16 protein-coding genes are annotated in these 13,435 nt (G+C 64.4%); 9 read left to right on the top strand and 7 right to left on the bottom strand.

The genetic code is table 11. From position 1 onward, the window contains the following. Window positions 1-44: 44 nt before the first annotated feature. The 4 genes from ASC83_RS12175 to bioB all read left to right on the top strand — a co-directional run bounded on the left by ASC83_RS12175 (window position 45) and on the right by bioB (window position 2,795). Window positions 45-515, top strand: a complete 471-nt coding sequence (locus ASC83_RS12175) for a VOC family protein (RefSeq protein ID WP_056062694.1) — start codon at window positions 45-47, stop codon at window positions 513-515. 33 nt (window positions 516-548) lie between these two features. Next, window positions 549-917, top strand: a complete 369-nt coding sequence (locus ASC83_RS12180) for a hypothetical protein (protein WP_056062696.1) — start codon at window positions 549-551, stop codon at window positions 915-917. Window positions 918-1,007: 90 nt separating this feature from the next. Next, the gene (locus ASC83_RS12185) at window positions 1,008-1,397 is read left to right on the top strand and encodes a hypothetical protein (RefSeq protein ID WP_056062699.1); all 390 of its coding nucleotides are present in this window, start codon (window positions 1,008-1,010) and stop codon (window positions 1,395-1,397) included. Window positions 1,398-1,751: 354 nt separating this feature from the next. Further along, window positions 1,752-2,795 carry a biotin synthase BioB gene (gene bioB / locus ASC83_RS12190; protein WP_056062703.1) on the top strand — a complete coding sequence of 348 codons (1,044 nt, stop codon included), beginning with the start codon at window positions 1,752-1,754 and terminating at the stop codon, window positions 2,793-2,795. A 101-nt stretch (window positions 2,796-2,896) separates the two neighbouring features. On the opposite strand, the gene ASC83_RS12195 is transcribed toward bioB, so the two are convergent. The 7 genes from ASC83_RS12195 to ASC83_RS12225 form a co-directional block, all read right to left on the bottom strand. Then, window positions 2,897-4,087, bottom strand: coding sequence for a two-component system response regulator (locus tag ASC83_RS12195; protein ID WP_056062707.1), 1,191 nt, complete (start codon window positions 4,085-4,087; stop codon window positions 2,897-2,899). Next, window positions 4,080-7,166: a response regulator gene (locus tag ASC83_RS12200; RefSeq protein ID WP_056062711.1), complete on the bottom strand. Its 3,087-nt coding sequence runs from the start codon at window positions 7,164-7,166 to the stop codon at window positions 4,080-4,082. Before ASC83_RS12200 ends, ASC83_RS12195 begins: the two co-directional genes overlap by 8 nt. Before the next feature lie 27 nt (window positions 7,167-7,193). Continuing rightward, entirely contained in the window at window positions 7,194-7,730 is a 537-nt protein-coding gene (locus tag ASC83_RS12205; protein WP_082522438.1) for a molybdopterin-dependent oxidoreductase, read from the bottom strand. Between the two features lie 139 nt (window positions 7,731-7,869). After that, entirely contained in the window at window positions 7,870-8,238 is a 369-nt protein-coding gene (locus tag ASC83_RS12210) for a carboxymuconolactone decarboxylase family protein (protein ID WP_056062713.1), read from the bottom strand. A 76-nt stretch (window positions 8,239-8,314) separates the two neighbouring features. Then, complete coding sequence (locus ASC83_RS12215; protein ID WP_056062716.1) at window positions 8,315-8,506, bottom strand: DUF2892 domain-containing protein; 192 nt, start codon at window positions 8,504-8,506, stop codon at window positions 8,315-8,317. An 86-nt stretch (window positions 8,507-8,592) separates the two neighbouring features. After that, window positions 8,593-8,973 (bottom strand): rhodanese-like domain-containing protein, encoded by a 381-nt coding sequence (locus tag ASC83_RS12220; protein WP_056062719.1) that lies wholly within the window; start codon window positions 8,971-8,973, stop codon window positions 8,593-8,595. A gap of 47 nt (window positions 8,974-9,020) precedes the next feature. Further along, complete coding sequence (locus ASC83_RS12225) at window positions 9,021-9,881, bottom strand: MBL fold metallo-hydrolase (protein WP_056062723.1); 861 nt, start codon at window positions 9,879-9,881, stop codon at window positions 9,021-9,023. Window positions 9,882-9,981: 100 nt separating this feature from the next. Between ASC83_RS12225 and ASC83_RS12230 the strand changes: the two genes are divergently transcribed. From ASC83_RS12230 to ASC83_RS12250, 5 genes are read left to right on the top strand one after another with little or no spacing between them, the layout of a single operon-like run. Beyond that, a complete protein-coding gene (locus tag ASC83_RS12230) occupies window positions 9,982-10,317 on the top strand; it encodes a helix-turn-helix transcriptional regulator (RefSeq protein ID WP_056062726.1) in 336 nt (111 codons plus the stop codon). Then, window positions 10,311-10,742 carry a YeeE/YedE family protein gene (locus ASC83_RS12235; RefSeq protein WP_056062729.1) on the top strand — a complete coding sequence of 144 codons (432 nt, stop codon included), beginning with the start codon at window positions 10,311-10,313 and terminating at the stop codon, window positions 10,740-10,742. The genes ASC83_RS12230 and ASC83_RS12235 overlap by 7 nt, the downstream gene beginning before the upstream one ends. Window positions 10,743-10,770: 28 nt before the next feature. Further along, complete coding sequence (locus tag ASC83_RS12240) at window positions 10,771-11,220, top strand: YeeE/YedE family protein (protein ID WP_056062731.1); 450 nt, start codon at window positions 10,771-10,773, stop codon at window positions 11,218-11,220. Window position 11,221: 1 nt separating this feature from the next. Beyond that, window positions 11,222-11,578 carry a TIGR01244 family sulfur transferase gene (locus ASC83_RS12245; RefSeq protein WP_056062735.1) on the top strand — a complete coding sequence of 119 codons (357 nt, stop codon included), beginning with the start codon at window positions 11,222-11,224 and terminating at the stop codon, window positions 11,576-11,578. 16 nt (window positions 11,579-11,594) lie between these two features. Further along, entirely contained in the window at window positions 11,595-13,331 is a 1,737-nt protein-coding gene (locus ASC83_RS12250; protein ID WP_056062738.1) for a SulP family inorganic anion transporter, read from the top strand. The last annotated feature ends 104 nt before the right edge of the window (window positions 13,332-13,435 follow it).

Raw genomic sequence — 13,435 nt, forward strand, 5'->3', positions numbered from 1 at the left:
CGCCAGAAGAATATGCGCTGGTAGCTATCAAATCAGGAGTAATCATGAGCACAACCCCACGCCCCTTCAAGGTCCTGGGCATCCAGCAGGTGGCCATTGGCGGCACCGACAAGCAGCGGATGAAGACGCTGTGGGTGGACATGCTGGGCCTCGAACAGACCGGCACTTTCCAGAGCGAGCGCGAGAACGTCGATGAAGACATCCTGGCCATGGGCAAAGGCGCCTTCAAGGTGGAGGTGGACATCATGCAGCCGCTGGACATCTACAAGAAGCCCGCCGTGCACACCACGCCGCTCAACCACATCGGCCTGTGGATCGATGACTTGCCCAAGGCGGTGGAATGGCTCACGGCCAAAGGCGTGCGCTTTGCGCCCGGCGGCATCCGCAAGGGGGCGGCGGGCTACGACATCACGTTTTTGCACCCCAAGAGCAATGACGAGTTTCCAATTGCGGGCGAAGGCGTGTTGATCGAACTGGTGCAGGCACCGGCGGACGTGATCGCCGCGCTGGGCTGAACCCCAACACCACCACAGCCCGCTGTCGCACCCATGGTTTCGCTCCAGCGTACGTTGCTGGCCGGCGCCAAGGTGAGCGCCCTGCTGGTCCTCGCACTGTCAGGGCAGGGCGGTGGGGCCGCAGGTGGCACGGGCGCCTATCCGCTCGACTGGGGCCGGCCGGGGGAAACCCTGCAGTACCGGTCCTGCGGCTGCGCGGACCGCTGCTGGGTGGCGGAAGTGAAACACCAGCGGTCCCGCAAGACGCTGGCCTCCCTGCGATGTGACTGCGAGCGCCTGTTCGGTCGCGTCGGCAGTAGCGGCGCTGAGGTGGAGCACAGTCCGAGCTGCTCTGCCATCGACGACGCAGACAACAAGCCCCGCGCCATCCGCGAGGCGCTGGAGCAGATGCTGGGGCGCTGAACAGCGCGGCGTCCATGACCTGGGGCGTCATGGTCACCGGGCCCGGCGGGGGCTACAACGGCAGCACCTTGTCTTTGGTGTCACCTGCCCATGCAAAAAATCGCTTCTCTGGCCTTGCTGCTCGCAGGTGCCATTCACCTGATTCCCTTGATCGGCGTGCTCGGCGCAGAGCACTTGGCCAGACTCTACGGCGTGGCCCCTTCCGATCCGAACACGCTCATCCTGCTGCGGCACCGCGCTGTGCTGTTCGGCATCGTGGGTGGGCTCTGCCTGATGGCGGCGTTCAAGCCCGGCTACCAGTGGTTGGGCTTGCTTGTTGGCGCGGTCAGCGCCCTTTCTTTCCTGCTGCTTGCATGGCTCACCGGTGGCTTCAATGCGCATTTGCAGCGCGTGGTGGTGGCTGATGGCCTGGCCCTGGTGTGCCTGGTGGCGGGCGCTGGGGCCTTGAGCTGGTCTGGCCGGGGTGCAACGAGCGGCTAACTTTCATGAACGTCGGAGCCTGCGAGGTGGCACGGGCTGCAAGATAGAAGCCAAAGCCGCCGGTTGTCAGCGCGTTACTTTGGCGGTTTTGGCCGTGGTTTCAACATGCTCTCTAAAGTGGTCAACAGTCGGCTTTTTTGCCGTTCTCGCGCAGCGAGATGCCGGCCGTTGAGCACCGGAAAATAGTGGCACCTTTTGTGACCATGTTGAGAGCAGTTGTGCCGAAATCTCCTTCAAAATCATGGTGATAGCGATGCAGGGCGGTGCTCCGGAAGACTCTGGAGTGGCGCCTCGTGTGATCACCGACGCAATGCCTGGTGCTTGCAGCAGCAGGCTCTTGAAAGGACCCCACCTATGGCCAACGCAACCCTCTCCGCCCCGCAGCCCATCCAGGTCCATCGCCCCGTCTCTGCGCCGGTTGTGCAGGGAGAATGGTCGGTGGAGGCCATCCAGGCGCTGCTCGACAAGCCCCTGATGGACTTGCTGTTTGAGGCACAAACCGTGCATCGCCAGCATTGGCCTGCGGGCGACATCGAGCTGGCCACGCTGCTGTCGGTCAAGACCGGCGGCTGCCCAGAAAACTGCGGCTATTGCCCGCAGGCGGCCGAGTTCGACACCGGTGTAAAGGCCGACAAGCTCATGGAGGTGGATGAGGTGGTGCGCGCTGCCCAGGCCGCCAAGGACGCGGGCGCCACGCGCTTTTGCATGGGTGCCGCCTGGCGTGCGCCCAAAGACCGCGACATTGAAAAAGTCAGCGCCCTGATTGGCGCGGTGAAAGGCCTGGGCCTGCAGACCTGCGCCACGCTGGGCATGCTCGAATCGCACCAGGCAAAAGCATTGAAAGACGCCGGGCTGGACTACTACAACCACAACCTGGACACAGCCCCCGAGTACTACACCGATGTGGTCAGCACCCGGGCCTACCAGGACCGGCTGGACACGCTGCAGCATGTGCGCAGCGCAGGCATCAGCGTGTGCTGCGGCGGCATCGTGGGCATGGGCGAAGCGCCCGTGCACCGTGCGGGCCTGATTGCGCAGTTGGCCAACCTGCAGCCGTACCCTGAGTCGGTGCCCATCAACAGCCTGGTGCGCGTGCCTGGAACGCCTTTGGCCGACAGCGAGCCCATCGACCCGTTCGACTTTGTGCGCGTGATTGCCGTGGCCCGCATCACCATGCCCAAGGCCCGTGTGCGCCTGTCGGCCGGGCGCCAGCAACTGGGCGAGGCCGTGCAGGCGCTGTGCTTCATGGCCGGGGCCAATTCCATCTTTTATGGCGACAAGCTGCTGGTGACGGGCAACCCCGATGTGGATGCCGATGTGCAACTGCTGGCCAAGCTGGGGCTGAACGGGCACCGCACAACGACCACCACCCTCGACGGGCACAGCCACAGCGCTTGATGCCCCCCGACGCGGCGGCGTGCTTCTGCTGGAGCCCGCTGCGGCGCCACCGAATGCCGTGCCTCAGTGCTGCGCCACGGTAAGGCGCGGGGCACTGCCATTCAGAGCGGCTCTTCGCGCGAGGTCAGTTCGATGCGCTCCATGGGCAGATCGGCGGCCAGGCGGTCCACCTGGGCCAGCCGTGCAGGCTCGGCATCGGCAAACTGCTGGGCAATGCGCCGGAACTCCTCGGACAGGGTCAGGAAGGCATCGACCATGTCGGGGTCGAAGTGGCTGCCCCGGCCGTCGCGAATGATCTCTACCGCCTGTTCGTGGGAGTACGCGGGCTTGTAGACGCGTTCGGAAATCAGTGCGTCGTACACGTCGGCCACGGCCATCAGCCGCGCTGACAGTGGAATGGTGTTGCCCACCAGACCTTCGGGGTAGCCCGAGCCGTCCCATTTCTCCTGGTGGCTGTAGGCGATCTCCTTGGCATACCGGAAAAACGGGTTGTCCTGTGTGGTCCCCGTCTCGGCCGCGATGATGGCGTCGCGGCCCAGCGTGGTGTGCGTCTTCATGATCTCGAACTCTTCCGGCGTGAGCTTGCCGGGCTTGAGCAGGATGCGGTCGGGGATGCCCACCTTGCCAATGTCGTGCAACGGGGCGGACTTGAAGATGGTCTCGATGGCGGCGTCGGTCAGCTCGTCCTTGAAGCGCGGGTGGTTTTGCAGGTGGCGGGCCAGCGCTTCCATGTAGTGCTGCGTGCGCCGGATGTGGTTGCCCGTTTCGTTGTCGCGCGTTTCGGCCAGCGAGGCCATGGCGCGGATCGTGGCGTCCTGCAGCTCGGCCATCGCCCGGGTGCGGTTGGCGACCTCCTGCTCCAGAAAGTGGTTGTGCTGGGCCAGGAAGTCGCGCGCGCGCTTGAGCTGCAGGTGGTTGCGCACCCGGGCCATCACGATGGCCGGGTTGATGGGTTTGGTGATGTAGTCCACCGCACCCAGCTCCAGGCCAATGCTTTCGTCATCGGCCGCGCTCATGGCGGTGAGGAAGATGACAGGGATGTCTTCAGTGTCGGGGTTGAACTGCAGGCGGCGCAGCACCTCGTAGCCATCCATGTCCGGCATCATGATGTCCAGCAGGATCAGGTCGGGCTTGCTGTCGCCCGCCACGATCTGCAGGGCGCGCTCGCCACTGGGCGCAAGCTTGACCTTGTAGTCGGTGCGCAGGAGGTCGCTCATCAGCGAGAGGTTGTCGGGCGTGTCGTCTACGACCAGCACCGTGCATTTGCCGCTGGGTGCGAATGGGCTATTCATGGACCGGGTCCTCCTTGTTGTCATTGTGCGCCTCGGGGGCCTGGCGCAGTATGGCCAGTGCCTCCACAAAGTCGTAGCTGTCCAGCGACCGCTTCATCTGGCCATATGCCGGCCCCAGCAGGGCCTGCAGGGTGGGCGTGGATTGCCTGAAGATTTCGATGGCGTCGGAATCGTCGTCGGACAGCAGTGCTTCAAGCTGCGCCACCAGCGCATGCGCAGCGGAGGCGTCGATCTGCGGGCCAGGCGCAGCGTCCGTGCCCGCAACCTCCTCTGCGGGCAGGGCCTGCTGCAGCGCAGTGACCAGCGCCTGGCAAGCCGCTTCCACGGGCTCCAGCAGTGGCTCTGCCAGCTCGGGCGAGGCCTTCTGGGCGATGGCTTCTTCCGCACGCTGTGCCAGGGCTGCCAGTGCGGTGGCGCCAATGGTGCCGGCCGTGCCTTTGAGCGTGTGCATGGCGCGCTGGGCCTCGTCGTGTAGCCCGGCAGCCAGGGCAGTACGGGTGGCTTGGACCGCCTGCGCTTGCCCCGCCACAAACTTGCGCAGCAGGCCTTCGTAGGCAGGCCGTTTGTCCAGCACACGCCGCAGGCCGGCGGTCACGTCGAGCCCTGGGATGCGGCGCAGTGCGTCATCGGCGGGAAGCGCGGCTGTGGAGTGGGGCGCTGTGTCGGAGTTGGAAGGGGCGCTAGCTGGCTGCCCCTGAGGGTCTCCGCCTTCGCGGTCAGCCTCGTCCGCACCGGTGGCTCGGGGTGCAATCCATTGCAGCAGGGCAGCAAACAGTTCGTCCGGGTCGATGGGCTTGGCCAGGTGGCCGTTCATACCCGCTTCCAGGCACAGGTCGCGGTCGCGGCTCATGGCGTTGGCCGTCATGGCCACCACGGGCAGCTGGGCCCAGGACGGGTTCTGGCGCAGGTGCCTGGTGGCGGTCAGGCCGTCCATCACGGGCATTTGCATGTCCATCAGTACCAGGTCGTAGAGGGCTTGGGCGAGCATGTCCAGCGCCACCTGCCCGTTCTGGGCCACGTCCACCACCAGGCCAGCGCTGCTCAGCAGCTCGGCGCCCACCTGCTGGTTCAGGTCGTTGTCATCCACCAGCAGCACCCGTGCGCCAGCAATGGCGGAAAGGTGCGCAGCGCGCCGGGGTATTTGTGTGCCACGCCTGTCGGACGACCGGACCTGCCCGCCCAGCGCCTGCATGGCGGCATCAAAAAGTTGCGAGGGGCTGACGGGTTTGGACAGCATCAGCTGCAGCCCGGCGCGTTCCAGTTCGCTTTGCACATCGTCGCGGCCTGCTGCGGTCACGATGACCGTGAATGGCGGGTGCTGCAGGCGGGCAAGTGCGCGGTGGGTGTCAAACCCGTCCATGCCGGGCATCTTCCAGTCCACGAATGCGATCTCGCAGGGGCGACCAGCCTGTTCGGCGGCGCGGGCCTGGGCCACCGCCTCCTCGCCGGAAGAGGCCGTGGTGACGGCAAAGCTCATGCGGGCCAGCATCTCGCCCAGGATATGCCGGGCCTGCTCGCTGTCGTCCACTACCAAGACATGCCGCCCGCGCAGGTCGGGGGTGGGCAGCAGGGGGGCATGGCTGGGGTTGCCCAGCCCCAGACGGGCGGTAAACCAGAAGGTGCTGCCCACCCCCGGCTGGCTTTGTACTCCTACTTCGCCGCCCATCAAGCCGGCCAGCTTCTTGGAGATGGCCAGCCCCAGCCCGGTGCCACCGTATTTGCGCGTAGTAGATGTGTCGGCCTGTTCGAACGAGCGAAACAGCCGCGACTGCTGCTCAGGAGTCAGGCCGATGCCGGTGTCCTGCACCTCAAAGCGCAGCAGGACTCCGGTGTCGCCGCGCGAGGTTTCGGTGACGCGCACGATGATTTCGCCCTTGTCGGTGAACTTGACGGCGTTGTTGGCGTAGTTCACCAGGATCTGCCCCAGGCGCAACGGGTCGCCGCGCAGGTCGTCGGGCAGGGCCGGGTCCACATCGAACAGCAGCTCCAGACCCTTGTGCGCGCATTTTTCGCTGACCAGGTTGGCCACGTTGTCCAGCACGCCGCGCAGGTCAAAGTCCACCACCTCCACTTCGAGCTTGCCCGCTTCGATCTTGCTGAAGTCCAGGATGTCGTTGATCAGGCCGAGCAGATGCTGGCCGGAGCGCTGGATCTTTTCGACATAGTCGCGCTGGCGCGGTGTGAGGTCGGTGCCCAGGGCCAGGTGGCTCATGCCGATCACCGCGTTCATGGGGGTGCGGATCTCGTGGCTCATGTTGGCCAGGAAGTCCGACTTCATCTGCGAGGCGTCCTCCGCACGGGCGCGGGCAATCTCCAGCTCATCCTCATGTTCGCGCAGGGCTGCGTTGACTTTTTGCAGCTCCACGGTGCGCTCGGCCACGCGCGCTTCCAGCACCTCCTCGTTGCGCTTGAGGGCATCGACCAGCTCGTTCTGCGCCGCCATGGCCTGGGCCGTCGCCTTTTCGCGCTGAAGGAACTGCCGCGCCATCGCAAAAGCGAGCAAGAACGTAAGCAGTGCCTGGAATGCAGTGAGCCCGGTGGTCAGCAAAGTCTGGTGTTTGACCTCGGCGTTGCGGGAGTCGCCCAGCAGGGCCGACACGCGCGACGCACTGAGCGACAGCTCTTGCACCGTTTCACGCAGGCCGTCCAGCTCGGTGCGCAGGCGCCGCATGTTGGTCTGGCTGGAGAGGGCATCCACACTGGCGCCAAAGTAGCTGTCGCCCGCCGCCACAAACCGCTGCAGGGCGGCCAGCGCATTGCTGTAGATGGGCTCGTCCTGCATCAGCGTGCGCGAGGTGCCGCTTTCCAAGGCGCTGAATCGGCTCAGGAACAGGTCATACCGCAGCTCCAGCCGGTCCATGGTGATGCTGGTGGGGTCCAGCTCGAACTGGTGCAGCGCATGGTCCAGCTTTTCATATTCCACATTGAGCTGCAAGAACGACCACAGCGCATTCACATCGCCGCGCCGCATGACGGCCTCCACACTGCGGTACTGGCTGTACTGCACCGCCGCAATAGCGACATAGGCCAACACCAGCCCGGCAATGATGAGCCGCAGGATGTGTTGGCTGCGCAGCATAGATGGGGCAGGAAGCGGGGAGGGCGGCTACCGGATGTGCAGTGCGTTGAGCTGCCAGGCCGCCCGGTTGTAGTACAGCTCGCTGCGCAGCTCGGCCTTGGTATCAAACGGGTACACGATGAACAGCGGGCCTTTCTCGCGGATGGGCATGGGCCGGTTGTTCATCAGGCGCGCCACGATCACGTCATGCCGCGTGGCGTCGTCTGCCGGGATCTCGGTCTTGTAGTCATTCAGGGCCACGGCGGTGATCTTGGTGCCCTTGGCGCCCACCGCCGCCAGCACATCGCGCAGCAGGGGGCCAGTGAACGTGACTGCGCTGGGGTACCAGGGTGTCTGGGTGGAGAAGCTGTGCTGCGGCAGCTTCTCCAGCATCTTCATGTCGAACTGCGCCTGCTGACCCCGGTTGGTCTGGGTGATGGCGCCGTCGATGGTCAGGACGACGGGGCCTGTGGGTGGCTCCAGCGCCTGCACATTGCTCGCTGCCAGCAACGCCGCGCCGATGACCCATGCCGCCCATGCCTTGGACAACGCCAATTTCAACCCATGACGACGATGAGATTGCATGGACACCCCCTCCTGTTTTGGTAACAGTCTCGCGGATAGATGCCCAAAATGTAAACCGATTTATCGCCGCCAGTCTGACGGAGGGCACGCCGGGGTGTCGAGCGTGCGACGGGGGCGGACAGGTGGCAGGGCCCCTGCTTCAGGCTGCGGCTGTGGCATTGGCTGCGACGGCCATGGTGTCCCAGGCCTTGAGGGCCTCGGCCGTATACATGAGTGCCGGACCTCCCCCCATGTAAACGCACACGGTCAACATTTCTTCCAGTTCTGCGCGGGTGGCGCCGAGCTTTTGCAGCGCCTTGACATGAAAACCGATGCACCCGGAGCAGCGCTGCGTGACGCCGATGGCCAGGGCAATCAGCTCCTTGTGCTTGCTGGTCAACGCCCCTTCCGCCATGGATGCCTGGGCGAGCTGCGCAAAGCCCCGCATGGCGTCGGGCTGCGCCTTGCGAAAGGTGGCCAGGTTTTCGTTGATGCCCTGAATCAGGCCGATGTGGTCAAACGTACTCATTGAATGGTTCCTTGCTGAGGCCGGGGAGAGTGCCGGGCTCTCTCTGAATCTCTGTGTGTGGCCGCCTGCCGGCGGTTTATTTCTTCACGGGGCAGGTATTGATTCCGAGCAGCGTGTAAGCCGGGCAGAAGCGAAACAGTCCGGTGGCCAGTGGCACCACGCCCAGCCAACCCCACCAGCCCACCGTGCCAGTGGCAGCCAGCGCAATCAGGACCAGGCCTGCCAAGACGCGCAGTACACGGTCTGCGGTTCCTACGTTGATGTTCATGATGAGTTCCTTGCTCAAAGGTTGCGGCCCGGGAATAGGCCCTGCTTGCACAAGCGCGGTGAACGCGAAATGCGCTCACCGCCCGGTCAATCGAATGAGGGGGATGCGGGCGCCGCGACGGGCTTGCCCGCAGCCACCCACGCGTCAAAGCCACCGGCGATGGACTGCACCTGCAGGTAGCCCATGTCCTGCATGGCGCGCGCAGCCAGCGCGGCCCGGCCACTGGTCTTGCAGTACAGCACCACCTTGAGGTCGCGTGCGCTGAGTTCGGACGTGCTGCTGAGCCGGAACTCCAGCACTCCGCGAGAGGCGTGAATCGCGCCGGGGATATGTCCGGCCTGGTACTCGTCGGCCTCCCGCACATCGATCAGCACGTCGGCGGTGCGGATGGCTTCGTCGGCCTGGTCCAGCGGTACCTCTTGCACCAGGGCCTTGGCAGCGGTGACGAGGTCGTGGGCTGTTTTCATGTGTGCGTTCCTGCAGTGGGTGGGGCGGTACGGATGTGGCAGTTGTGTCACAGCGCGTTGACAGGAATCTTGAGATAGGTCACGCCATTGGCTTCCGATGGCGGCATTTCCCCTGCGCGGATGTTGACCTGCACCGAGGGCAGGATGAGCACGGGCATCTCCAGCGTCGCGTCGCGCTGGGTGCGTAGCGCCACAAAGGCGTCTTCGGTCACCCCGTCATGCACATGGATGTTCTTGGCACGCTGGTCGGCGACGGTGGTTTGCCAGGCCACGGCACGCCCTGCGGGTGGGTAGTCGTGGCACATGAACAGGCGGGTTTCATCCGACAGGCTGAGCAATTTGCGCACCGACTGGTACAGCGTGTGGGCATTGCCCCCGGGAAAATCGCAGCGCGCTGTGCCCACGTCGGGCATGAACAGGGTGTCTCCCACAAACACAGCGTCGCCCACCTGGTAGGCCATGCAGGCGGGCGTGTGACCGGGCACTGCCAGCGCCTGGGCCTCCAGCTGTCCGATATGGAAGACCTCGTTGTCGTGCAGTAGCTGGTCGAACTGGCTGCCATCGGGGTGGAACCCTGGCTCCAGATGAAACACCTTCTTGAATACGTCCTGCACCTGGGTGATGGACGCACCAATGGCGATTTTTCCACCCAACTTGTCGCGAAGGTAGTGCGCGGCCGACAGGTGGTCTGCGTGGGCATGGGTTTCCAGAATCCATTGCACCGTCAGCCCCTGACTTTGCACAAACTCCACGATCTTGTCGGCAGACCGCGTACGGGTGCGGCCCGACTTCGGGTCGTAGTCCAGCACCGAATCCACCACCGCGCACTGGCCGCCAGACTGATCGAACACCACATAGCTCACCGTCCAGGTGGAGTCATCAAAGAAGGCTTCTATCTGGGGGGTCATCGAAGGGCTCCGTATTTAATTTCGATGTTGATAGTTTATTGACAAATAGATTGTTAGTCAATAGAATATCAACATCGAATTTGAAAAGGAGCGCGCGACCATGCACGCAGAAGCACAAATGGACCTGGAAACCTTGCGCAGGTCCGCCGACAGCGCTTGTCGCTTGATGAAGGTGTTGTCCAACCCCGACCGCCTGCTGCTGCTATGTCAGCTGACGCAGGGTGAAAAGCGTGTGGGTGAACTGGAAGAGTTGGTGGGCATCTCCCAGCCCACCTTGTCGCAGCAGCTGGGCGTATTGCGCGAGGAGGGCCTCGTCAACACGCGCCGTGACGGCAAAAACATCTATTACGAGATCGCCAGCCCCCAGGCCCTGGCGGTGATGAACGTGCTGTTTGAACAATTTTGTGGCCCCGCCCAGGAGAGCAAGCCATGCTGATCGACGGGACCCACTTCACTCCCTGGGCTGCGCTCGCTGGCGGCGTTTTGCTGGGCCTTGCCTCGGCGCTTTTTGTGCTCCTCAACGGACGCGTTCTGGGCATCAGCGGCATTGTGGGCGGGCTGTTGCGCCCCCGCGCTGGGGACATTGGTTGGCGCTTGGCTTTTGTGCTGGGCATGCTGGTAGCCCCCAGTCTCTATTGGCTGGTAGTCGGCCCCACGCAGCCGCGCATTGATGCGAGCTGGGGCATGGTGGTGATCGCTGGCCTGCTGGTGGGTGTCGGTACCCGCTACGGATCGGGCTGCACCAGCGGCCACGGTGTGTGCGGACTCTCGCGCATGTCGCCCCGGTCCCTGGTGGCCACCCTGGCCTTCATGGGGGCCGGGTTTGTCACCGTCTTTCTCATCCGGCACGCGCTGGGCTGACCCAGCCTACATCGGAGCATTGATCGCTATGAAAAATCGCATTACAGAGTTTGTGGTGGGTCTGATCTTCGGACTGGGCCTGATCGTCTCGGGCATGACCGATCCCGGCAAAGTGCTGGGCTTCCTGGACCTGGCTGGCTTGTGGGACCCGTCGCTGGCGTTTGTGATGGGCGGCGCGATTGCGGTGGGCGTCTTTGCGTTCGCTGCGGCCAAGAAACGCACCATCAGTTTCCTGGGAGGCGCCATGCATCTGCCCACGTCGCGCGACATCGATCGCCGCCTGGTGGTCGGGAGCCTCATCTTTGGTGCGGGCTGGGGCATTGCAGGCTTTTGCCCGGGGCCCGCCATCGTTTCGGCGGGCGCGGGCCAGCCCAAAGCCATCGTGTTTGTGATGGCGATGCTGGCGGGCATGTGGCTGTTTGAACTGGCCGAACGCATGTCCCACCGCGCCCCACCTACCCAGACCGGAGCCCGCTGACATGCCGATGCAGATCATTGCCCTGACCCCCGACTTCGCAGTGTCGCCCCAGCTGGCCACCACGGACTTTGCCTCTTTGGCCCAGCAGGGCTTCAAGACCATCATCAACAACCGGCCCGACGGGGAGGGCGGTGGCGCACAACCCACCAGCCCTGAAATGGAGCGCGCCGCCACGGTGGCCGGACTTCATTACGTGTACCTGCCTGTTGTGAGCGGTTCCATCACCCCGGAACAGGTACGGGCCATGCACAAGGTCGTGATCTCCGCTCCCAAGCCCACGTTGGCGTTTTGCCGTTCGGGTGCCAGGTCTGCCCAGTTGTTTGGACTGACGCAGACCCTGGATGCCGAGGCGTCCTGATCACCCCGGAGCCATCATGAACTTCATACCCGGCTGGGTCCGCAACTACCAGAAGTCCTGGCTCTCCGGGGACATGGTTGCCGGTGTGATCGTGACGGTCATGCTGATCCCGCAGAGCCTGGCCTACGCGCTGCTGGCGGGCTTGCCCCCCGAGGTCGGCTTGTACGCCAGCATCCTCCCCATCATTGCCTACGCCATGCTGGGCTCCAGCATGACGCTGGCTGTGGGGCCCGTGGCGGTGGCCTCCCTCATGACGGCGAGCGCCCTGCAGCCGCTAGCGGCGGCTGGCTCGCCCGACTACGTGGCGCTGGCCATGCTGCTGTCACTCCTGTCAGGAGGCATGTTGCTGCTATTTGGCGCATTGCGGCTGGGCTTCCTGGCCCATTTTCTGAGCCATCCGGTCATCAGCGGGTTTATCTCCGGCTCGTCAGTGCTCATCGCTGTGGGCCAGGTCAAGCACCTGCTGGGGGTAAGGGCCGGCGGTACCGACGTGTTTGACACCGTGGTGCAGCTCGCGCACGCGGCACCCGGAACCAACCTGGTCACGTTGGGCATTGGTGCGGGCAGCGTGTTGTTTCTCGTGCTGGCGCGCAAGTCCTTGTCCCCGTGGCTGGTCCGCCTGGGCGCCAGCCCTCGGTTGGCAGACATCGCATCCAAACTGGCGCCGATGCTGGCGGTGATGGTGTCCACCGCCTTGGTGGCCGCCATGCGCTGGGACCAGACGGCAGGGGTCAGCATTGTCGGCACGGTGCCCCAGGGCCTGCCACAGCTTGGGCTGCCCGCAGTTTCTATGGCGTCTGTGGGCTCGCTGTGGCTGCCTGCGCTGCTGATCTCGCTGGTGGGCTTTGTGGAAAGTGTGTCGGTAGCGCAATCGCTTGCGCTCAAGCGGCAGCAGCGCATTCAGCCCAACCGAGAGCTGCTGGGCTTGGGAGCGGCCAATGTCGCCAGTGCGCTGTCGGGCGGTTTCCCCGTCACGGGCGGCTTTGCGCGCTCGGTCGTCAATTTTGCCGCCGGAGCCAACACGCCCCTGGCAGGTGTCATTTCTGCCGTGCTGATGGGTGTGGTGATTGCCGCGCTGACCGGGCTGTTTCACTATCTGCCCCATGCCGTGCTGGCGGCCACCATCATCGTGGCGGTGGTGTCCCTGATTGACGTCGAGACACTGCGCGAGGCCTGGCATTACGACAAGGCGGATGCCATGGCCCTGCTGGCCACCGCAGGGGGCGTGATCGCTTTGGGCGTGGAAGTCGGCATCCTGATGGGGGTGGCGTTGTCGCTGGGCACTTTGGTGTGGCGCAGCAGCCATCCGCACATTGCGGTCGTGGGGCGCGTGCCTGGCACGGAGCATTTCCGCAACGTCGCCCGCCATGCAGTCACTATCGAACCCGGCCTGATTGCCGTGCGGGTCGACGAAAGCCTGTATTTCGCCAATTCGGACGCGTTACTCGATAAGGTGGAGTCTCTGGTTGCGGCACAGCCTGACACGCACTATGTGCTGTTGGTGTGCTCGGCCATCAACCAGATCGACACCACAGCCTTGGGTGTGCTCACCGACCTGGAGCGCAGCCTGGTCCAGCGCGGCATGGCATTGCTGCTGGCAGAGGTCAAAGGGCCTGTGCTGGACCGCCTGCAGACCACGCCGCTGGGGCTGCGTTTGGAGGGCAGGGTGTTTCTGAGCACCCATGCAGCGTTCCAATTTGCAAACCGCGAGGCGACTGTCTCGCCCAACCCATCGCCATCGCTGGCCCGATAGCGTGCAGCGGGTGGACGGCGACTGACGGCACGGGTGCATTGAGCCCCATCCACGGCCCTTTTGCGCTTGGACTTTGCCTGTGTTCGCCATCGAACAGACCGTGC

The sequence above is a fragment of the Acidovorax sp. Root402 genome, from assembly GCF_001425125.1.
GTDB lineage: Bacteria > Pseudomonadota > Gammaproteobacteria > Burkholderiales > Burkholderiaceae_C > Acidovorax > Acidovorax delafieldii.

Excerpts from the sequence above, each read along its gene's own strand:
- bioB (WP_056062703.1), top strand. The coding sequence starts at position 1,752 with ATGGCCAACGCAACCCTCTCCGCCCCGCAGCCCATCCAGGTCCATCGC.
- ASC83_RS12230 (WP_056062726.1), top strand. The coding sequence starts at position 9,982 with ATGCACGCAGAAGCACAAATGGACCTGGAAACCTTGCGCAGGTCCGCC.
- ASC83_RS12240 (WP_056062731.1), top strand. The coding sequence starts at position 10,771 with ATGAAAAATCGCATTACAGAGTTTGTGGTGGGTCTGATCTTCGGACTG.
- ASC83_RS12250 (WP_056062738.1), top strand. The coding sequence starts at position 11,595 with ATGAACTTCATACCCGGCTGGGTCCGCAACTACCAGAAGTCCTGGCTC.
- ASC83_RS12185 (WP_056062699.1), top strand. The coding sequence starts at position 1,008 with ATGCAAAAAATCGCTTCTCTGGCCTTGCTGCTCGCAGGTGCCATTCAC.
- ASC83_RS12245 (WP_056062735.1), top strand. The coding sequence starts at position 11,222 with ATGCCGATGCAGATCATTGCCCTGACCCCCGACTTCGCAGTGTCGCCC.
- ASC83_RS12180 (WP_056062696.1), top strand. The coding sequence starts at position 549 with ATGGTTTCGCTCCAGCGTACGTTGCTGGCCGGCGCCAAGGTGAGCGCC.
- ASC83_RS12210 (WP_056062713.1), bottom strand. The coding sequence starts at position 8,238 with ATGAGTACGTTTGACCACATCGGCCTGATTCAGGGCATCAACGAAAAC.
- ASC83_RS12225 (WP_056062723.1), bottom strand. The coding sequence starts at position 9,881 with ATGACCCCCCAGATAGAAGCCTTCTTTGATGACTCCACCTGGACGGTG.
- ASC83_RS12205 (WP_082522438.1), bottom strand. The coding sequence starts at position 7,730 with ATGCAATCTCATCGTCGTCATGGGTTGAAATTGGCGTTGTCCAAGGCA.
- ASC83_RS12200 (WP_056062711.1), bottom strand. The coding sequence starts at position 7,166 with ATGCTGCGCAGCCAACACATCCTGCGGCTCATCATTGCCGGGCTGGTG.
- ASC83_RS12195 (WP_056062707.1), bottom strand. The coding sequence starts at position 4,087 with ATGAATAGCCCATTCGCACCCAGCGGCAAATGCACGGTGCTGGTCGTA.
- ASC83_RS12220 (WP_056062719.1), bottom strand. The coding sequence starts at position 8,973 with ATGAAAACAGCCCACGACCTCGTCACCGCTGCCAAGGCCCTGGTGCAA.
- ASC83_RS12175 (WP_056062694.1), top strand. The coding sequence starts at position 45 with ATGAGCACAACCCCACGCCCCTTCAAGGTCCTGGGCATCCAGCAGGTG.
- ASC83_RS12215 (WP_056062716.1), bottom strand. The coding sequence starts at position 8,506 with ATGAACATCAACGTAGGAACCGCAGACCGTGTACTGCGCGTCTTGGCA.
- ASC83_RS12235 (WP_056062729.1), top strand. The coding sequence starts at position 10,311 with ATGCTGATCGACGGGACCCACTTCACTCCCTGGGCTGCGCTCGCTGGC.